Here is a 19,523-nt window from a genome sequence, read left to right as displayed (position 1 = left end):
AGTGGCCGAGCAGCCGTCTTCAAAGCGGATCAGCACTGAGGTGGAGTCACCGTCGTCGATGGAACTCCGCGTGCCGCCACCCGTTCGTGAGGCATGTGCGGGGCGGGCGCGGGGCAGGTGTGGGGAGTCGTCGACACCCGCCCCCCACTCCCCTCCGGTCAAGGATCACCCCACATGCTCCGAGGCATAGACGTCAGCGCGTACCAGTCGTCCTCGTACGGCACGGAGAACATCTCCTTCGTCTTCATCAAGGCGACCGAGGGCCGTACGTACACCAACCCCAAGCTCGCCGCCCAGACGAAGACCGCGCGGGACGCCGGACTGGTCGTCGGGTACTACCACTTCCTGTGGCCGGGCAACCTGACCGCGCAGGCCGAGTACTTCGTCGGCAAGGCTCCGGAACGGGCGGGGGAGATCCTCGCGGTGGACTGGGAGACGACGGGGGACGGCACGCACGCGAGCAACGCGGAGAAGGACCGCTTCATCCGGAAGGTGAAGGAGCTGCGGCCGGACCACCGGGTCGTGCTCTACACCAACCGGAACTACTGGCTGAACATCGACACCACGTCGTACGCCGGTGACGGGCTCTGGATCGCCGACTACGTCACCGCGGGCGAGCCCCGCATCAAGGCGAAGTGGCTCTTCCACCAGTACACGGACGATCCGCTGGACAAGAACGTGGCGGACTTCTCGTCGCGGGCCGCGCTCCGGGCATGGGCATCGAACGCCTGACCGTTCATTCACGCGTGTGCCGTAGGCTGGCCATTCGTGGCTATGAGTACTTCGCTGTGGTCCTTCGCCCTCGTCGTGGGGCTTCTCACGCTGACGCCCGGCCTCGACACCGCGCTGATCCTGCGCACCTCGGCCCTCGGCCGGCGCAGACGGGCCTGGGGTGTCGTCCTCGGCATCCAGTCCGGCACCCTGGTGTGGGGCGCGCTCACCTCGCTGGGCGTCACCGCGCTGCTGACGGCCTCGCACCTCGCCTATGTGACGTTGCGCTGGGCCGGCGCGGCCTACCTGGTGTGGATGGGCCTCCGCATGCTCCGGGACACCTTCCGCGGGACGTCGTCGGACGGCCCCGCCGCGCCCGACCCGGCCGCCGGTGAGGACACGTTCACCGGCGGCTGGCGGCAGGGCACGCTCACCAATCTCCTCAACCCGAAGATGGGCGCCTTCTACGTCGCCGTCCTGCCGCAGTTCCTGCCCCCGGGCTCGAACCACTTCGCCATGGGGCTGCTGCTGACGGCGGTGCACATCGTCCTGGGTCTGGTGTGGTCGGCCGCGCTCATCGGCTTCGCCCGGGTGCTGCACGGCTGGCTGCGCAGGCCCCGGGCGCGCCTCGTCCTCGACCGGGTCACGGGCACGGTCGTCGCGGCGTTCGGCGTGCGGCTCGCGCTCGGAGACTGAGCGCCACGGCTGATGAGACCTGACACGACACTCGACCGGGAGGCACCTATGGGCGGCACGATCACGGCGGTCAGCAGCAACGGCGTGTACTCCTTCACCAAACCGAACCGGGCGGACATCACGCTGCTCGCCGGGCTCGGGGTGGAGGGGGACGTCCACGCGGGGGTGACCGTCAAGCACCGTTCCCGGGTGGCGCGGGACCCCTCGCAGCCGAATCTGCGGCAGGTGCACCTCCTCCACGAGGAGCTGTTCGACGAGGTCCGCGGCGCCGGGTTCGAGGTGGCCGCGGGGGAGCTCGGGGAGAACGTGACGACCCGGGGCGTCGACCTGCTGGGGCTGCCGGTCGGCACCCTGCTACGGCTCGGGGACCGGGCCGTGGTCGAGGTGACCGGGCTGCGCAACCCCTGCCTCCAGATCGACAACTTCCGGCAGGGGCTGCTCAAGCAGGTCGTCCGGCGTGACGCGGACGGGACGCTGCGGCTGCGGGGCGGGATCATGGGCGTCGTCCTGGAGGGCGGGCTCGTGCGCCCCGGCGACCCGATCGGGGTGGAGCTGCCCGAGGGGCCGCACGTGCCGCTGGAGATCGTCTGAGTCCGGCCCGGCGCGGGGCTCAGCCCGCGAAGGGGTCCTCCAGCTCGGCGCGGACGACCTCGGCCGCCGTCTCCGCGTCCCCGTCCGCGACCGCGCGCACCAGCGCGGCGTGGGCCTCGTCGCCGGTGCCGGGGTCGTCGGCGCGCAGCCCGGTGAGGGTGAGGAGTTCGGTCAGTCCCTGCCGCAGCACGGGGACGAACTCGGCGAACAGATCGGCCAGTACGGGGTTGTGGGCCGCGGCGACGACCGCCGCGTGGAAGGCGATGTCGGCGTCCACGAACGCCGTGTCGTCGGCGGCGGACGCGGCCCGGCGGCCCTCCAGGGCCCGCTCCAGCGCGGCCACGTCCTCAGGGGTGCGCCGCCGTGCGGCCAGCCGGGCGGCGTGCACCTCGATGCCCATCCGCACCTCGTAGACGTCCGTCACCGCGGCGCGGCGCAGCCGGGTCGGCCAGTCCGCGAGGGGTTCCGTGGCGAGGACGAACACCCCGGCGCCCTGCCGGGCCCGGACCAGCCCGGCGCCGGCCAGGGCGCGCAGCGCCTCGCGGACGGTGGAGCGGCCCACGCCCAGCTCCTTGGCGAGGGTGGTCTCGCCGGGCAGCCGGGTGCCGACCGGCCAGTGGCCGTCGGCGATCTGCGCGCGCAGCCGTGCGGCGGCCTGTTCCACCAGGGGGCTGGGGCGCAGGGGGCCCAGTGGCGAGGACGACATCAGTGAATCCCGATTCCCACTTGTCTGAGGAGCTGAGGAGTGGATAGCGTACCCCCATGATCTTCCGTGGTCTCCTTCTTCTCGGCTGCCGCGGCGGGGCCTGACGCGACCGGCACCCCGCCGCGGGTCGCCGTGCTGCCGGTTCCCCCTCTCGGCAGATGAAGGAAGTCAGCCACCGTGTCAGTCACCGTGCCACCCACCGCCTCGTCCCCCGCTCCGGCCCCGGCGCCCTACTGGAACCCGCAACGGCCCGGCCCGATGCCGTACCACCGCTACCGCCCCTACGAGCAGCGCGTGCACGTCCCCGTCGGCCAGGACCGCGCCTGGCCCTCCGCCCGGCTGGAGCGGGCCCCGCTCTGGGTCCCCGTCGACCTGCGCGACGGCAACCAGGCGCTGGCCGAGCCGATGGACACCGCCCGCAAGCGCCGCTTCCACGACCTGCTGGTCGCCGTCGGCTACAAGGAGATCGAGGTCGGCTACCCGTCCGCCAGCCGCACCGACTTCGACTTCGTACGGCATCTGGTCACCGCGGACGCGGTCCCCGACGACGTCACCCCCGTCGTCTTCACCCCGGCCCGGGCCGACCTCATCGACCGGACCTTCGAGTCGATCGAGGGGATGCCGCGCGCCGTCGTCCATCTGTACATCGCGACCGCGCCGGTGTGGCGGGACGTGGTCCTGCGCCGGGACCGGGACGCCGTGCGCCGCACCGTGCGCGAGGCCGCCGAGCGGATGGCCCGCAACGCGGCCCGGCACCCCGGCGTCCGTTTCCAGTTCTCCCCCGAGACCTTCAACCTCACCGAACCCGACTTCGTCCTGGAACTGTGCGACCTGCTCACCGAGGTGTGGGACGCGAGCCCGGACCGCCCGGTCACCCACAACCTCCCGGCGACGGTGGAGATCGCGACGCCGAACGTCTACGCCGACCAGATCGAGTACTTCCACCGGCACCTGGCCCGCCGTGACGCCGTGATCCTCTCCGTCCACCCCCACAACGACCGCGGCACCGGCGTCGCCTGCGCCGAACTCGCCGTCCTGGCGGGCGCGCAGCGCGTGGAGGGCTGCCTGTTCGGCAACGGCGAGCGGACGGGGAACGTCGACCTGGTGACCCTGGCGATGAACCTGTACGCCCAAGGGGTGGACCCCATGGTCGACTTCAGCGACATCGACCGGGTCAAGGAGACCGTCGAGGAGTGCAACCGGCTGCCCGTGCACCCCCGTCACCCCTACGCCGGCGAGCTCGTCCACACCGCGTTCTCGGGCACCCACCAGGACGCGATCAGCAAGGGGTTCGCCCATCGGGCCCACCACCCGGACGAGCCCTGGCAGGTGCCGTACCTGCCGATCGACCCGGCCGACATCGGACGCAGCTACGAGGCGGTGATCCGCGTCAACTCCCAGTCGGGCAAGGGCGGGACGGCGTATCTGCTGCGGACCCGCCACGGTCTCGACCTCCCCGCGCGCATGCGCCCCGACTTCTCCCGGGTGGTCCAGCACAGGACGGACGACAGCGGCCGGGAGATGACACCGAAGGAGCTGTACGACGTGTTCCACTCGACATATGTCGTCCCGGACGGCGAGGTGGGCCTGGAGGCCTGGTCCGTGCGTCCCGAGGGCGCCGGGACCCGCTTCGTCTGCACCCTGCGCACCGCCGACGACCGCAGCGGCGACTACGAGGGCACGGGCACCGGACCTGCGTCCGCGTTCGTCGACGCGCTGGCGGCGGCCGGCTACGAGGCGGCCGTGCTCGACTTCCACGAGGACGGCCGGCTCGCCTACGCGGAGTGCCGGGTCGGCGGCGTCACCGCCTGGGGCGCGGGCGAGGGGCCGGTTCAGGCCGTCCTCTCCGCGGTGAACCGGGCGGCGCGATGACGGCGGCCGGGACGGCGGCTCCGGCGACGGTGCTGCGGGCCGAGGACGTCCATGTCGTGCGGGACGGGCGGCCCCTGCTCCAGGAGGTGTCCCTGACCGTCCGGGCCGGTGAGCACTGGGCGCTGCTGGGCGCCAACGGGGCGGGCAAGTCCACGCTGCTGGGGCTGCTGGGCGCGCGGGTGCATCCGACGCGGGGCTCGGTGGAGGTGCTGGGGCGCCGCCTGGGGCGGGTGGATCTGCGGGAGCTGCGGGCGCTGGTGGGCCATGTCGACCCGCGGCATCCGCTGGGCGAGGCGCTGCGGGTGCGGGACGTGGTCATGACGGGGCTCACCAACTCGGTCGCCCCGCAGCCGCGTTGGCGTCCCACCGCCGAACAGGAGGAGCGGGCCGAGCGGTTGATCGGCACGCTGGGGCTGACCGCGCACCGTGACGCGCGCTGGCCGACGCTGTCCCAGGGGCAGCGGGGGCGGACGCTGATCGCGCGGGCGCTGATGCCGGAGCCGAGGCTGCTGCTGCTGGACGAGCCGGCGACCGGCCTCGATCTGCCGGGACGCGAGCATCTGCTGGCGGCGCTCGACGAGTTGCGGCGGGAGCATCCGGGGCTGGCGACGGTGCTCGTCACCCATCATCTGGAGGAGCTGCCCGCCGGGACGACCCACGCGATGCTGCTGCGGGACGGGCGGGTCCTCGGCCAGGGCCCGGCGGCGGAGGTGCTGACCGGCGATCTGGTCGGCAAGTGCTTCGACCTGCCGCTGGACCTGGAGCGGCGGGACGGCCGCTGGAGCGTGCGGGCGCTGCGCAGGCGGTGAGGAAAGGGGGCGTCTCCCGCCGGGAGACGCCCCCTTCGCCCGCGCACGTCACTTGCTCAGGTACGCCCAGAACTCGTCGAAGGACAGCACCTTGTCGCCGTTGAGGTCACGGGTCTTGATGACGACCTCGGCGACGGACTCGGTGACGTTCCAGTCGCCTCCCTGGGCCAGGGCGGTCTTGAACTCGGCGGCGGTGATGAAGCCGTCACCGTCCGTGTCGATCCGCTCGAACTGCTTGCGTGCATCGTCGATGTTCGCCACCGATCCGCCCCTTTTTCTCATACAACTGGTCGTACTGTCGCAGGTCAGATTAACCGGCCGTCCGAGCCCGCAGTGCGGCGACCACCCAGGCGAACTCCGGTTCGTGTGCCGACTGCGGGCCGATCCCCTTCACCGTCGCCCACAACTGGCGGTAGCGGGCGATCCGGTGGTTGGATCCGGCCTCCAGGCGCCTGAGCACCTCGGCCCGGTCGGCGTCGCCGAGGAGCCCGCCCAGCAGCTCGTCGGCCTCGGGGTCCCCGGGGGCGACGCCCCGCTCCAGAGCCTCCCCGGCGAGGTGCACCAGGCGGCTCATGAACCACAGCGAGGTGCCCGCGGGGACGTCCGGGCCGCGGTCCGCCGCGTTGAACTCGATCATCTCCCGCATCTGGGCCCGGAACGCGGGGTCCTGCATCATCTCGGCCATCTCCACCCAGGCGTCGACCTGCTCGGGGGTGGGCTCGTCGGGCAGGTCGGCCGGGGCGAACCGCAGCCGCTTGCGGATGTCGGGGTCGGCGGTGTCGAGCCCGTCGAAGATCTCCCGTGTGAAGTCCTCGACGATCCGGTCCCGTTCGGCCGCCGACAGCCGTGCCAGTCTGTTCATGAGTGTCATCTCCTCCGCGGTCGAGCCGCGTCTCGCGACGGTCGACAGCACCGCACGGGTCACCCGCAGCGACCGGATCCGCGCGTCCAGGGCCACCACGTGCGCCGCCGCGACCTCCGCGACGGTCCGCTCCCCCGCCAGCACCTCGCGCACGTCGTCCAGCCCGAGCCCCAGCTCCCGCAGGGTCCGGATCAGTTCGAGGCGGGCCACGGACGCGGTGTCGTACAGCCGGTAGCCCCCGGCCGACCGCGCCACCGGCGCGAGGACCCCCTCGTCCGACCAGTAGCGGATCGTCCGCACGGTCAGTCCGGTGGCCCGGGCCAGCTCCCCGATGGTGAACGGTGCGGTGCCGTCGTCGATCATGTCGTCGAGTGTGGCCCTTCCAGCGGGTGGAGACTCAAGGCCCGGTCCGGGGGCCGGTCACCGGCCCCCGGACCACGGCTCAGTGCCAGGCCTCGAAGTGCGGGTTGCTCTGACAGGCGCTCATAATCTCGGTCTTGGTGGTCTTGTTCACGGGGCAGACGCCGATGACGTACTTGCGGTCGATGCCACCCGGGAAGGCGACCTCGACCTGGTCGGCCCACTTGTGGGTGTCACCGATGGTCCTGTTGACGTCGACCCCGCCGGGGGCGTCGATGTAGTAGTTGTAGCCCGACTTCCACCAGGTCTTGTACAGGTCGTGGTCGTACGTCGTCGACACGTACGGCGAGGGCTGGTTGACCAGGACGTACTTCTCGATGTCGTACTGGCCGTTCACGACGTCACGGGGCTTGAAGCCCTCCGCGAAGACGATCTCGGGGCCCCGGCCGTCGCTGCGGTAGAGCGTCTCGCAGGTCCGGCGCCAGACCGGCTCGGGGGTGATGCGGCCGACGTCGACGCCGCGGTCCGCGGCGGCCTTGATCCGGTCGTCGAACTGGACCCGGCAGTCGGGCCGTTGGGGCGCCTTCGCGGGGGCGGTCGCCGCGGTCGTACCGAGGACGGCGGCCAGGGACAGGACGACGGCGACGGCGCGCCGCCGCAGATGAGTGGTGATCATGAGAGGCACAATCCCGGGTCCGCGGCGGCGCGTTGTGGATCTTCACTCGTACGACGGCGTGTCAGCGGAAGATGCCCGTGTGGCCGAGGGAGTAGCGCCCGGGCTGCGGGTAGACGGCCAGACCGTGCGGGCCGCTGCCGACCTTGACCCGGGCCAGCTGCTTGCCGGTGCGGGTGTCGATGGCGTACACCTCGGCGTCGTACCGGCCGGACAGCCACAGCACCTTGCCGTCGGCGGAGACGCCGCCCATGTCGGGGCTGCCGCCGTCGGGCAGCCGCCACTTCCTGGTCACCTCGTCCGCGGCGAAGTCCCAGACGGAGACGGTCCCCTCACCCCGGTTGGAGACGTACATCTCGCGTGAGTCGCGGCTGACGTACAGCCCGTGGGTGCCCTTGCCGGTGGGGATCAGCTTCGGCTTGGAGAAGGTCGCGCCGTCCAGCACCCACATGCCGTCGGCCATCATGTCGGCGACGTAGAACTTCTTCCCGTCCGGGGAGATCTTGACGTCCTGCGGCATCGCCCCGTCGAAGGGGAGCTTCTGCTGTCCGACGACCTTCATCCGCTCCGTGTCGACCTTCAGCAGTTCACCGCTGAACTCGCAGGACACGATGAAGTACCGGCCGTCGAGGGAGAAGTCGGCGTGGTTCACGCCGTAGCAGGAGACGGGGACCGTCTTCTTCCGCTCCATGGTGTGCGGGTCGCGGAAGACGAGTTCACGGTCGAGGGAGGCCATGACGACGGCGTACCGGCCGTTGGGCGTGAAGTAGAGGTTGTACGGGTCGTGCACGTCGACCGGCTTGCCCGCCTCCCCCGTCCTCGGGTCGATCGGGGTGAGGGTGTGGCCGCGGTTGTTGTTGACCCACAGGGTCTTCATGTCCCAGGAGGGCACGACGTGCTGGGGCTGCCGGCCGACGTGGAGGGTCTCGACGATCTTGTACGTGCGAGGGTCGATCACCGAGACCGTGTCGGACTCGGTGTTGGGGACGTAGACCCGGGAGGGGAAGTCCTTGACGACCGGGGAGAGCCGGTTCGGGCGGTCGGCGGCGTAGACGTCCTTCGGGTCGAGGACCGGCGGCATGCCCGGCAGCCCCTGGACGGTCCTCTTCTTCGCCGGGGCGGGCACGGCCGCGGCCTTGGTGGTCCGGGCCTCCCCGGCGCGGTGGCCGGTGCTCTCGGTGCCGCAGGCGGCGAGGGAGGCGAGGGAGGCGAGCAGGACGCCCGCGGCGAGGGCGTGGGTGACGAGGGTGCGGTGGCGCATCAGGTGAACAACTCCGTGGTGGTCACCGCGGCCAGACCGCGGCGGTCGAGTTCTTCCAGGACGGCGGGGAGGGCGGCGACCGTGTCGGCGTACCCGAAGTGCAGGCTCACGACGGAACCGGCCCGCACCTCGCCCAGCACCTTGCGGCCGATCGCGTCCGGTCCCGGCGAGGTGAAGTCGAGGGAGTCGACGTCGTACGACAGCACGTGCGGGTAGCCGACGCGGCGGGCCAGCCGCTCGACGAGCGGGGAGGCGCGGGCGGCCCGGGAGGGCCGGAACCAGGTGCCGATGGAGCCGGTGAGGCGGCGCAGCCGGTCGGCGCAGCCCTCGATCTCGGCGAGGGCGTCGGCCTCGGACATGTCGTTGACGCCGAGGTGGTGGAGGGTGTGGTTGCCGAGGTCGTGGCCGCCGTCGAGGACGCGGCGGGCCATCTCGGGGTGCGCGTCGAGCCAGGTGCCGACGGCGAGCACGGTGACGCGGGCGCCGTGCCGTTCGGCTTCGGTCAGCAGGGCCTTCGCGGTGGCCGGGTCGCCGTTGCCGTGGAAGGTGAGGGCGACCCTGGGGCGGGTGCGGGGGCCGTGGATGAGCTGGCCGGCGCGGCCGGGCAGGCGCCGGGGGGCGGGCGGCTCGGACGCCGCGCCGGAGGACGAGGGGGCGGGGTGGGCTGCGGCGCCGCTCGTGGCACAGCCTTCGGTGAACGCGCCTGCGGTGACGAGCCCCGCGCCGAGGCGCAGCACCGTACGGCGGTCGGTCGTGGTCACCGGACCATTTAAGGGGGGTTCGCGGGGAAAACCGCCGATTCACCCGATCGACGGCCCTATCGGACGGGCGCCGGGGGCGGCGCGGTCAGCGGTCGGCGACGCGCATCTCGAACCAGGTGGTCTTGCCGCGCGGGAGCAGGTCGACGCCCCAGCGGTCGGAGAGCTTGTCGACGAGGAACAGTCCGCGCCCGCTGACGTCCGTCTCCTGCACCGGCATGAGACAGGGCAGTCCGCGGGACGGGTCGCGGACCTCGACGCGGATCCAGCCGCGGCGGCGGCGCATCCGGAGGCCGAAGACGCGGGCGCCGGTGTGCCGTACGGCGTTGCCGACGAGTTCGGAGACGAGGAGCACGGCGTCCTCGGTCATCTTGGGGCTGAGCCCCCACTGCCGCAGGACGACCACCTGGGCGAGCCGGCGGGCGACGGCGGCGGACTCGGGACGGGACGGGAGCGGAACCTCGGCCTCCGTCGGGTTGCCGAACAACTCCAGTGCTTTCAGTGCGTGTTCGTCCTCGACCGTGGGCGACCAGCGCGACGCGCCTGTAGCACGGCTCGGTCCCCGCGGCTGTTCGATACCTTCCAGCCCCGCCATGCCCCCATCATGGACGGCGCGGGCGCCCTCCGGGGGCGTTCCTGTCGAATACGCCCTCCGGAATCCATGATTCCGCCGGTTCCGATCGGCATATGCCAGAGGCAGTTCGGTATCCTCCGCACCCTTGCTGACCTGCGGCTCGGGCTCGGCAGAAGGCAATCGACAGGCTCCCTCGACAAGGCAGACTTAAGGCTGCGTTAAGGCTGCCATAAACCGCCCCATCGAGGGACTCGAATCAGACTTCCCGTCAATTGCAAGCGGTTCCCGGGAAGTTCCCCCGTCCCAGGACGGGGAGATTCTTCACCGGAACGTGGCCTTGCCGGGGCCCTCCTCGACGAAGCTGCGCATGCCGGTCTCCCGGTCGGCCGTGGCGAACAGGCCCGCGAACCAGGTGCGTTCGACGGCGAGCCCGGTGTCGATGTCGGTCTCCAGACCGGTGTCGACCGACTCCTTCGCGGCGCGCAGCGCGAGCGCGGGCCCCTGCGCGAGCCGGGCCGCCCAGGCGTGCGCCTCGGTGTACACGTCGGCGGCCGGGACGACCCGGTCCACCAGCCCGATCCGCTCGGCCTCGGCCGCCTTGACCATCCGGCCGGTGAAGATCAGGTCCTTCGCCTTCGACGGCCCGACGAGCCGCGCGAGGCGCTGCGTCCCGCCGGCGCCCGGGATCAAACCGAGCAGGATCTCGGGCTGGCCCAGCTTGGCGTTGTCGGCGGCGATCCGGAAGTCCGCGCACAGGGCCAGCTCGCAGCCGCCGCCCAGCGCGTAGCCGGTGACGGCCGCGACCACCGGCTTGGGGATGCGGGCCACCGCCGTGAACGAGTCCTGGAGGGCGCGGGAGCGCAGGACCATGGCCGCGTGGTCCATGATCTGCATCTCCTTGATGTCCGCGCCCGCCGCGAACACCTTCTCCCCGCCGTAGATCACCACGGCCCGCACGTCCTCGCGCCGCGTCGCCTCCTCGGCGAGTTCCTTGAGACGGTCCTGGGTGGCGACGTCCAGCGCGTTCATCGGCGGACGGTCGAGCCGGATCGTGCCGACGCCGTCGGCCACTTCGAGAGTCACGGTCATGGAGGCAGGTTAACGGGGGCTAACGGAGGTGGGGCGGTGCGGTCGGTCACAACGGGAAGGCCCCGGTGCGAAGGCTCGCACCGGGGCCGGCAGTCGACGGGAGTCACCTCCGCGAAGCTACTTCTTCCACTCCGCCCACGACATGTTCCAGCCGTTGAGACCGTTGTCCGCGGCGACCGTCGCGTCGTCGGAGTGCTTGACGACGACCACGTCACCGATGATCGAGTGGTCGAAGAACCAGGCGGCCGGGGCGGAGCGGTCGCCGCCGCCGCGGTTGTCGCGCAGGCCCACGCAGCCGTGGCTGGCGTTGTAGTTGCCGAAGGCGTCGCCGCCCCAGTAGTTGCCGTGGATGAAGGTGCCGGAGTTGGTCAGGCGCATCGCGTCGGGCACGTCCTTGATGTCGTACTCGCCGCCGTAGCCGACCGTCTCGCCGTTCATCCGGGTCACCCGCAGCCGCTCGCTGATGACCATCTGGCCGTTCCAGGTGTCGTAGCCGGGCTTGCCGGTGGTGACCGGGATGGTCTTGACGACCTTGCCGTCCTGCATGACCTTCATCGTGTGCTTCTTGGCGTCCACGACGGAGACCTGGTTGCGGCCGATGGTGAAGGACACGGACTTGGACTGCTTGCCGTAGACGCCGTCGCGGCCCTCGACACCGTCGAGGTTGAGGTCGACGGTGACCTTGGTGCCCTCGGCCCAGTACTCCTCGGGACGGAAGTCGAGGCGGTCGTTGCCGAACCAGTGGCCCTCGACCTCGACGGCCGGCTCGGTCTTGATCGTGATGGCCTTCTCGACGTCCTCGGGGCTGGTGATGCCCCGGGTGAAGCGGATCGAGAACGGCATCCCGACGCCGACCTTGGACCCGTCCTCCGGCGTGAAGTTGCCGACGAACGTGTTCTTGGGCGTCAGGGTGGTGAAGCTGGAGTCCTCCGCGGCCTCCCGGCCGTCGGAGTCCTTGGCGACCGCGTGCACCTTGTAGGTGGTGGAGGCGGCCAGGTGGGTCGCCGGGGTCCAGGAGGCGCCGTCGGCGGATATCTCGCCGTCGACCTTCGCGCCCTTGGCGGTGGTGACCTCGACCTCGCTGAGCTTGCCCTTCGCGGCGCTCACCTTGAGCGCGCCGCTCGTCTCGACGGACTCGGCGCCGTCCTTCGGGGCTATGGAGACGACGGCCACGGACTGCTTGCTCTCCGCCGCGGCACTCGCGTCCTTGCCCTTGCCCTCGGCGGCCTTGCCGTCCGAGTCCCCGCCGCCCCCGCCGCACGCGGCGACGGTCATGAGCAGCCCTGCCACCATCACCGCCGAAACCCGCAGTCGCGCGCGTGCGCCAACCGAAGCCCCCGATATCGGTCGCACGTTCAAGTCCGTTCTCCCCTCGCAGGGCCCGGTCCAGGCCCAGAACCCCCGCGCGTCCCGCGCGTCCGGCGATATTAACCACAAGATCAGGCCACCGGACGGGGTGCGATTGTCACCGTTCGGTCCCAACCGCACCGGCCGCCCCCGGCCCCTGGCGCCTCCCCCCACCTGCTCACTTCAGCGCACTGCCCGCCCTCCACGCCTTCCAACCCATGTTCCACCCGCCGAGCCCGTTGTCGGGAGCGACCTTCTTGTCATCACTGTGGACGACCTCGATGACGTCCCCGACGAGGCTGCGGTCGAAGAACCAGCCCGCCGGAGTGTCCGAACCACCGCCCTTGACGTCCCTCAGACCCACGCAGCCGTGGCTGACATTGACCTTCCCGGGGGCGTCCGGGGCCCAGTAGTTGCCGTGCAGGAAGGTGCCGGAGTCGGTGAGCCGCATGGCGTGCGGAACGTCCGGGATGTCGTACTCGCCGCCGAAGCCGACGGTGCGGCTGTTCATCCGGGTCACTTCGAGCATCTCGGTGACGACCATCTTGCCGTTGTACGTCGTCGTCCTCGGGGCGCCCGCCGTGATCGGGACCGTCGCGAGAAGCTCGTCGTCCCGCCTGACCTGCATGGTGTGCTTGCGCGCGTCGACGAGGGAGACCTGACTGCGGCCGACGGTGAAGGAGAACGTCTTGTGCTGGAGGCCGTAGACCCCGGACGCGCCCTCGATGTCCCGCAGCCGCAGCGACACCGTGACCCGGGTGCCGGGCTTCCAGTACCGCTCGGGCCGGAAGTCGAGCCGGCCCTTGCCGAACCAGTGGGGCCGGATCTCGACGGGCGGCTTCGAGGTGACGTGCACGGCCCGTTCGACGGCCGCGCGGTCCTCGATCTCCCGGTTGAACTCCAGGGAGACGATCATCCCGGTGCCGACCGTGGAACGGTTCTCCGGGCTGACGTACCCGATGAACCGCTCGTCGGGGACGTACGTCGTGAACGTGGTGTGCCGTGCCGAGCGCCGGCCGTGCCCGTCGAGGGCGACGGCGTCGACCGTGTACTTCGCGGCGAGCGCGAGCCGTGACTCGTCCGGCTCCCAGCGCAGCCCGTCCTCGGAGATGTGCCCCGGCACCGGGGTCTCCTGCGCGTCCTGCGCCTTGACGACGGTCACCGACTCCAGCCGTCCGCTCGGCACCCGCACCTGGATGCGGCTGTCCGGCCCGACCCCCTTGCTGCCGTCGTCCGGGACCACCCGGATGACGTCCTCCGGGGACGGCGGCTTGCCCAGCCCGCCGAGCTCGATCCCGCCCCCGCCGGACGTACATCCGGCGAGCAGTCCTGCCCAGGTCAGTACGGCGGCCAGAGCGGCCCCCACGCGCCGCGCGCGCCCATGTGCATGCCTCACGCAGACCCAACGACGGTGCACGGTCATGGGAAACGTGAGTGCGACGCAAGCTCTGGGCAGAACAGTGGGGAGGACGCCTGGAGGGGGTCACGGTCGGGACGCCGTACACCCTTCCCCCGGGTCGTTCCGCGAGCCGTGGGAGGCCTGAGGTGTCCAGCGCAGCCGAGCAGGAGGCGGTGACCGGGGAACGGCGGCCGGCCGTCGTCGTCAACGGGGCACGGCGGGCGGCGCCCCCGCCGCCGGTGCCCGTACGGCCCGGTGCGCCGACCCCGCTCGGGGCCCGGTTCCGGGTGGGCCCGGACGGGGTCGCGGGCACCAACTTCGCCCTGTGGGCGGGCGGCGCGGAGGGCGTGGAGCTGTGCCTGTTCGACGCGTCGGGGCGGGAGACCCGGGCGCGGCTGACGGAGCTGACGCACGAGATCTGGCACGGGTTCGTGCCGGGCGTGCGGCCCGGGCAGCGGTACGGCTACCGGGTGCACGGGCGCTGGGACCCGTGGACCGGCGCACGCTGGAACCCGGCGAAGCTGCTCCTGGACCCGTACGCGCGGGCGGTGGACGGCGACTTCGGGCTGCCGCCCGAGGTGTACGGGCATGTGCGGGACTGGCCGCAGCAGCATGTCGCCGACACCGTCCGCGACGACCGGGACTCGGCGCCGTACGTCCCGAAAGGGGTCGTCGTCCACGATGACGACGACTGGGCCGACGACCGCCGTCCCAAGACGCCGTGGGCGGACTCGGTGATCTACGAGCTGCACGTGCGCGGCTTCACCAAGCTGCACCCGGACATCCCCGAGGAGCTGCGCGGCACCTACGCGGGGCTCGCGCACCCGGCAGCGGTCGAGCACCTCGTGCGGCTCGGCGTGACGGCGGTGGAGCTGCTGCCGGTGCACCAGTTCGCGCACGAGGACCATCTGCTGCGGCGGGGGCTGAGGAACTACTGGGGCTACAACTCGATCGGCTATTTCGCCCCGCACGCCGCGTACGCCGCCTCCGGGACGACGGGGCAGCAGGTGGGCGAGTTCAAGCGGATGGTGCGGGCGCTGCACGCGGCCGGGATCGAGGTCATCCTCGACGTGGTCTACAACCACACCGCGGAGGCGGGCGAGCTGGGCCCGACGCTGTCGCTGAAGGGCGTCGACAACCGGGGGTACTACCGGCTCCAGGGGGACGCGCGGCGGTACGCGGACTACACGGGCTGCGGGAACACACTGCACGTCGTCCAGCCGCAGGTGCTGCGGCTCATCACCGACTCGCTGCGCTACTGGGTCACCGAGATGGGCGTCGACGGCTTCCGCTTCGACCTGGCGGCGGCGCTGGCCCGCTCGATGCACGACGTGGACATGCTGTCGCCGTTCCTCGCGGTGATCGCGCAGGACCCGGTGCTGCGCCGGGTGAAGCTGATCGCGGAGCCCTGGGACGTCGGTTCCGGCGGCTACCAGGTGGGGGCCTTCCCGCCGCTGTGGACCGAGTGGAACGACCGGTACCGGGGCGCCGTGCGGGACTTCTGGCGGGGCGCGCTGCCCGACGTACGGGACCTGGGGTACCGGCTGTCGGGGTCGAGCGACCTGTACGCGTGGGGCGGGCGGCGGCCGTACGCGTCCGTCAACTTCGTGACCGCGCACGACGGTTACACGCTGCGGGACCTCGTGTCGTACGAGCGCAAGCACAACGAGGCCAACGGGGAGGGCAACCGGGACGGCTCGGGCGACAACCGGTCCTGGAACTGCGGGGCCGAGGGCGAGACGGACGACGAGCGCGTACTGGCGCTGCGGCGGCGGCAGTTGCGCAACCTGCTCACCACACTGCTGCTCTCCACGGGTGTGCCGATGCTGGTCGCGGGCGACGAGCTGGGGCGCACGCAGCGCGGCAACAACAACGCCTACTGCCAGGACAACGAGATCAGCTGGCTGGACTGGGGACTGCTGGAACAGCCGGGCTGGCGGGCGCTGTTCGACCTGACCTCCCGTCTGATCGGGCTGCGTCACGCGCATCCCGTGCTGCGGCGGCGGGCGTTCTTCTCCGGGCGGGCCCACTCCGCCGACGGGCTGCGGGACCTGGCCTGGTTCACTCCCCAGGGCACCGAGATGACCGAGGGCGACTGGTACGCGCCCGCCGCAACCCTCGGCATGTACCTCTCCGGCCGTGACATCCCGGGCCGCGACGAGCAGGGGGCGCCGATCCTCGACGACAGCTTCCTCGCCGTCCTGCACACCGGTGACGGCGAGACCCGGTTCACCCTCCCGGGCTCCCCCTGGGCCGACCGCTACGAGACGGTCGTCGACACCTCCCGCGAGGCCCAGGACGAGGCGCCCGGGGAGGTGCATCCGGAGGGTACGGCCATCAGCGTGCCCGCACGCACGGTCCTGCTGCTGCGGGCGGTGTAGGCGCGACGGGGGCGGCGGCGGGGCCCGACCATTGCAGGCCCGTGAACTCCCGCTGTGATTCCTGGTCACGGGCCGGTCGGGGCTGGTCGACTGCTGCGCATGTCTGAGATTTCCCGTCGTACGTTCGGTGGTCTCGTCGGTGGCGGGGCGGTGGGTGCCGTGGCCGCCACGGGCACCGCCGCCGAAGCCGCCGAAGCCTCTGAGGCCGCACGGAACGCACAGGCCGCCGATGCCGCCGAGCGGCCCTTCGCGGCCCGTTCCTCCGCCGGTTCCGGGCGGCGGCCCAACATCCTGTTCATCCTCGGTGACGACCTCGGCTGGGCCGACCTCTCCTCCTACGGCGCCCCGCACATCAAGACCCCCCACCTGGACCGGCTGGCCCGGCAGGGGGTGCGGTTCACGCACGCGTACTCGGGGTCGGCGACCTGCTCCCCGACCCGGTTCAGCCTCTACACGGGGCGCTACCCGGGGCGGACGGCGGGCGGGCTCGCCGAGCCGATCGGCAACCGCACGCAGGGACTCGACCCGAACCATCCCACCCTCGCCTCGCTGCTGAAGAAGGCCGGGTACGACACCGCGCTGATCGGGAAATGGCACTGCGGCTGGCTGCCCGACCACAGCCCCACCAAGTCCGGCTGGGACGAGTTCTTCGGGAACTTCGGCGGTGTGCTGGAGTACTTCTCCAAGCTCGGCCAGCTCGGCGAGTACGACCTCTACGAGGGCGACGCCGAGTACAAGGACCTGCGCTACTACACCGAGGTCGTCACCGAGCGCGCCGTCGACTACATCCGGCGCGAGCACGACCGGCCGTGGCTGCTGAACCTCAACTTCACCACCCCGCACTGGCCCTGGCTCGCCGAGGGCGACGCGGAGACCGGCGCGGAGATCGCGGAGAAGGTCCGCTCCGCCCGGAACGCGGGGCAGGTCGTGGCCGCCCTGCTGCACAATGACGGCGGCTCGGTCGAGAAGTACACCGAGATGGTGCAGAGCCTGGACGCCGCCGTCGGCGAGGTGCTGACCGCGCTGCGCCGCTCCGGCCAGGAGGACGACACGATCGTGGTGTTCGCCAGCGACAACGGCGGCGAACGCTGGTCGTACCAGTGGCCGTTGAGCGGCGAGAAGGCCTCCCTGCTCGAAGGCGGCATCCGGGTGCCGACCATCGTGCGCTGGCCCGCCCGGCTCGACGGCCGCCAGGTCAGCGACGAGCCGGTCTTCTCCCCCGACTGGACGGCCACCCTGCTCGAACTGGGCGGCGCCCGGCCCGACCCGGCCCATCCGCTGGACGGTACGAGCCTCGCCGGATATCTGCTGCGCGGCGAACGGCTCCCGGAACGCGACCTGTTCTGGCGGGTGCGCGGCAACCGGGCGCTGCGGCGCGGCGGCTGGAAGTACTACCAGGACGCCGAGGGGACGGACCACCTGTTCCGTCTCACCGCCGACCAGCGCGAACAGGCCGACCTCGCCGCCGACGAACCGGAGCTGCTGGCCGAACTGAAGGCGTCCTGGGAGCGGATCGACGACACCCTGCTGCCGTACCCGGGTTAGGGGGTGTGCCCCGACGCGCCGAGGATGCCCCGCTGGTACGCCGTCGCGACCGCCGCCGCGCGGTCGTTGACGCCCAGCTTGGCGTACAGGTGGGTGAGATGGGTCTTCACGGTCGCCTCGCTGATGAACAGCTCCCGGGCGATCTCCCGGTTGGACGTGCCCCTGGCGACCAGGGCCAGCACCTCGCGTTCGCGCGCGGACAGCGGCTCGTTGCCGGGGGCGCGGACCGCCGAGACCAGCCGGGAGGCGACGGCCGGGGACAGGACCGTACGGCCCTCGGCGGCGGCACGGACCGCCGTGAACAGCTCCTCGCGCGGGGCGTCCTTGAGGAGGTAACCGGTCGCGCCCGCCTCGATGGCGGGCAGCGTGTCGGAGTCGGTGTCGTACGTCGTCAGGACGAGGACCTTCGCGCGGGCGCCCCGGCGGGTCAGCTCGCGGATCGCGGCCACTCCCCCGCCTCCGGGCATGCGCAGGTCCATCAGGACGACGTCCGGGTCCAGGGCAGCGGTCCGTTCCAGCGCCTCGATCCCGTCGGACGCCTCGCCGAGCACCCGGAAGCCGGGCGCCGACTCGAACATGCCGCGCAGCCCGTCCCGTACGACGGGATGGTCGTCGACGATCAGTACGGACACCTGGTCACTCATGGCGTACCAACGGTACGCGAGCCGACAGCGCCGTGCCGTGCCCGGGCTCGGACTCGACGGTGAGGGCGCCCGCGATGCGCTCCGCGCGGGCCCGCATCCCGTCGAGGCCGAAGCCGCCGGTGCTGGTGCGTTCGGGAACGCACCCGGCGTCGAAGCCCCGCCCGTCGTCGCGGATGTCGAGGGCCACCTCGTCGACCAGGTAGGACAGGGTGACGCCGACGCGGTCGGCCCCGGCGTGGCGGGCGGCGTTGGACAGCGCCTCCTGGGCGATCCTCAGCAGGGTCGCCGCGACCTCGTCGTGGAGTTCCTCGGCGGTGCCGGTGACGGTGAACTCGGCCCGGACCCCGGTGCGTTCGCCCCACTCGGCGACGGTCTCCCGCAGCGCCTGGGGCAGCCCCGCGTTCTCCAGGGCGACGGGGGCGAGGTTGTGGACGGAGCGGCGGGCCTCGCCGAGGCTGTGCCGGGCCAGGTCGGAGGCGCGGCCCAGATGACGGCGGGCCACCTCCAGGTCGGGGGCGTTCGCGACGACCTGGAGCTGGGCGATGATCCCGGTCAGGCCCTGGGCGATGGTGTCGTGGATCTCCGCGGCGAGCCGGCGCCGCTCGTCGGCCACCCCCGCCTCCCGTGCCTGGACGAGGAGTTGGGAGTGAAGGGCGGCGTTCTCGTCGAGCGCCTGCCGCAGCGCCTCGATGGTCTCGGCGCGCTCCCGGGAGCGCTGCTCCTCCTGGTAGGTCAGATGCGCGACGGCCATCAGCAGCGCGTTGTTGGCGACGAGCAGCCCGCAGAACACGGCCACCTGGCCCCCGTTGCGGAACGGCAGCCCGCCGGACTGCGAGCCCGCGACGACGACGGACGTGGCGAACAGTCCGAGCCGCTGCCACCGCGTCCCGGGCAGCAGTTCGTCGGAGTCGAAGTAGCCGACGACGGCGTAGAACGCGAAGAACGGGTTGAGCCAGGTGAGCGCGAAGGCCAGGGCCCAGCGGACGGCGTAGTAGAGGACCCCGCGCCGGGACGGCGTACGACGGCCCCGGCGCGGTCCGTGCCACAGCTGGAGGCAGAGCGCGACGGCCACGAGGGCCGCCGCCGCGTACCACTCGCCGGGGCCCGACATGACCTCCCCGGCGGTGGCGGCGGACAGGAAGGTGCCGATGGCGAGGAGCCCGTAGGGGCCCCAGGTGTGGAACTGGTCCCAGCGCCGTTCGATCGCTGCGTCGGACGCGGTCATGTCCCCAGTGTGCACGTGGG

General features: G+C 71.9%; 19 protein-coding genes. 7 read left to right on the top strand and 12 right to left on the bottom strand.

Translation table 11 applies throughout. The annotated features are described in order from the left end of the window. The first annotated feature begins 174 nt into the window (after positions 1-174). Genes ACIPSE_RS08705 through ACIPSE_RS08695 form a run of 3 tightly spaced genes read left to right on the top strand, consistent with a single transcriptional unit; the run spans position 175 to position 1,998 of the window. Positions 175-732, top strand: a complete 558-nt coding sequence (locus tag ACIPSE_RS08705) for a glycoside hydrolase family 25 protein (RefSeq protein WP_401659091.1) — start codon at positions 175-177, stop codon at positions 730-732. A 42-nt stretch (positions 733-774) separates the two neighbouring features. Beyond that, entirely contained in the window at positions 775-1,407 is a 633-nt protein-coding gene (locus ACIPSE_RS08700) for a LysE family translocator (RefSeq protein WP_401659777.1), read from the top strand. A gap of 48 nt (positions 1,408-1,455) precedes the next feature. Then, entirely contained in the window at positions 1,456-1,998 is a 543-nt protein-coding gene (locus ACIPSE_RS08695) for an MOSC domain-containing protein (protein WP_401659088.1), read from the top strand. A 19-nt stretch (positions 1,999-2,017) separates the two neighbouring features. Here ACIPSE_RS08695 and ACIPSE_RS08690 read toward each other — a convergent pair whose 3' ends face one another. Further along, entirely contained in the window at positions 2,018-2,704 is a 687-nt protein-coding gene (locus ACIPSE_RS08690; protein WP_401659086.1) for a FadR/GntR family transcriptional regulator, read from the bottom strand. 258 nt (positions 2,705-2,962) lie between these two features. Between ACIPSE_RS08690 and ACIPSE_RS08685 the strand changes: the two genes are divergently transcribed. Both ACIPSE_RS08685 and ACIPSE_RS08680 read left to right on the top strand, forming a co-directional pair. Beyond that, on the top strand, positions 2,963-4,576 hold the full coding sequence (locus tag ACIPSE_RS08685; RefSeq protein WP_401659773.1) for a 2-isopropylmalate synthase: 1,614 nt from the start codon (positions 2,963-2,965) through the stop codon (positions 4,574-4,576). Beyond that, complete coding sequence (locus tag ACIPSE_RS08680) at positions 4,573-5,385, top strand: ABC transporter ATP-binding protein (RefSeq protein WP_401659084.1); 813 nt, start codon at positions 4,573-4,575, stop codon at positions 5,383-5,385. The genes ACIPSE_RS08685 and ACIPSE_RS08680 overlap by 4 nt, the downstream gene beginning before the upstream one ends. A gap of 48 nt (positions 5,386-5,433) precedes the next feature. Here ACIPSE_RS08680 and ACIPSE_RS08675 read toward each other — a convergent pair whose 3' ends face one another. The 9 genes from ACIPSE_RS08675 to ACIPSE_RS08635 form a co-directional block, all read right to left on the bottom strand. Continuing rightward, positions 5,434-5,646 carry an EF-hand domain-containing protein gene (locus tag ACIPSE_RS08675; protein ID WP_401659081.1) on the bottom strand — a complete coding sequence of 71 codons (213 nt, stop codon included), beginning with the start codon at positions 5,644-5,646 and terminating at the stop codon, positions 5,434-5,436. 49 nt (positions 5,647-5,695) lie between these two features. Then, the gene (locus ACIPSE_RS08670; protein ID WP_401659079.1) at positions 5,696-6,610 is read right to left on the bottom strand and encodes a MerR family transcriptional regulator; all 915 of its coding nucleotides are present in this window, start codon (positions 6,608-6,610) and stop codon (positions 5,696-5,698) included. A 79-nt stretch (positions 6,611-6,689) separates the two neighbouring features. Continuing rightward, positions 6,690-7,283, bottom strand: coding sequence for an ADP-ribosyltransferase (locus ACIPSE_RS08665; protein WP_401659077.1), 594 nt, complete (start codon positions 7,281-7,283; stop codon positions 6,690-6,692). Positions 7,284-7,344: 61 nt separating this feature from the next. Next, positions 7,345-8,541, bottom strand: a complete 1,197-nt coding sequence (locus tag ACIPSE_RS08660; RefSeq protein WP_401659074.1) for a PQQ-binding-like beta-propeller repeat protein — start codon at positions 8,539-8,541, stop codon at positions 7,345-7,347. Then, complete coding sequence (locus ACIPSE_RS08655) at positions 8,541-9,302, bottom strand: polysaccharide deacetylase family protein (protein ID WP_401659071.1); 762 nt, start codon at positions 9,300-9,302, stop codon at positions 8,541-8,543. The genes ACIPSE_RS08660 and ACIPSE_RS08655 overlap by 1 nt, the downstream gene beginning before the upstream one ends. Positions 9,303-9,387: 85 nt before the next feature. After that, positions 9,388-9,894 (bottom strand): ATP-binding protein, encoded by a 507-nt coding sequence (locus tag ACIPSE_RS08650; protein WP_401659069.1) that lies wholly within the window; start codon positions 9,892-9,894, stop codon positions 9,388-9,390. A gap of 300 nt (positions 9,895-10,194) precedes the next feature. Next, positions 10,195-10,962: an enoyl-CoA hydratase/isomerase family protein gene (locus ACIPSE_RS08645; RefSeq protein ID WP_401659066.1), complete on the bottom strand. Its 768-nt coding sequence runs from the start codon at positions 10,960-10,962 to the stop codon at positions 10,195-10,197. Positions 10,963-11,079: 117 nt separating this feature from the next. Further along, on the bottom strand, positions 11,080-12,321 hold the full coding sequence (locus ACIPSE_RS08640; RefSeq protein ID WP_401659063.1) for an Ig-like domain-containing protein: 1,242 nt from the start codon (positions 12,319-12,321) through the stop codon (positions 11,080-11,082). A gap of 166 nt (positions 12,322-12,487) precedes the next feature. Continuing rightward, positions 12,488-13,705 carry an Ig-like domain-containing protein gene (locus ACIPSE_RS08635; RefSeq protein ID WP_401659060.1) on the bottom strand — a complete coding sequence of 406 codons (1,218 nt, stop codon included), beginning with the start codon at positions 13,703-13,705 and terminating at the stop codon, positions 12,488-12,490. Positions 13,706-13,854: 149 nt separating this feature from the next. On the opposite strand from ACIPSE_RS08635, the gene glgX reads away from it, so the two are divergent. After that, positions 13,855-16,089, top strand: a complete 2,235-nt coding sequence (gene glgX / locus ACIPSE_RS08630) for a glycogen debranching protein GlgX (RefSeq protein WP_401659057.1) — start codon at positions 13,855-13,857, stop codon at positions 16,087-16,089. A 99-nt stretch (positions 16,090-16,188) separates the two neighbouring features. Continuing rightward, complete coding sequence (locus ACIPSE_RS08625) at positions 16,189-17,634, top strand: sulfatase (protein WP_401659054.1); 1,446 nt, start codon at positions 16,189-16,191, stop codon at positions 17,632-17,634. Here the strand turns inward: ACIPSE_RS08625 and ACIPSE_RS08620 are convergent. Then, positions 17,631-18,278: a response regulator gene (locus ACIPSE_RS08620; RefSeq protein WP_401659051.1), complete on the bottom strand. Its 648-nt coding sequence runs from the start codon at positions 18,276-18,278 to the stop codon at positions 17,631-17,633. The genes ACIPSE_RS08625 and ACIPSE_RS08620 overlap by 4 nt on opposite strands. Then, positions 18,271-19,503: a sensor histidine kinase gene (locus ACIPSE_RS08615; RefSeq protein ID WP_401659049.1), complete on the bottom strand. Its 1,233-nt coding sequence runs from the start codon at positions 19,501-19,503 to the stop codon at positions 18,271-18,273. The genes ACIPSE_RS08620 and ACIPSE_RS08615 overlap by 8 nt, the downstream gene beginning before the upstream one ends. Positions 19,504-19,523: the final 20 nt, after the last annotated feature.

The sequence above is a fragment of the Streptomyces sp. NPDC090106 genome (genome assembly GCF_044747265.1).
Classification (GTDB): Bacteria; Actinomycetota; Actinomycetes; order Streptomycetales; family Streptomycetaceae; genus Streptomyces.
This window is presented reverse-complemented; position numbering and strand designations above follow the sequence as displayed.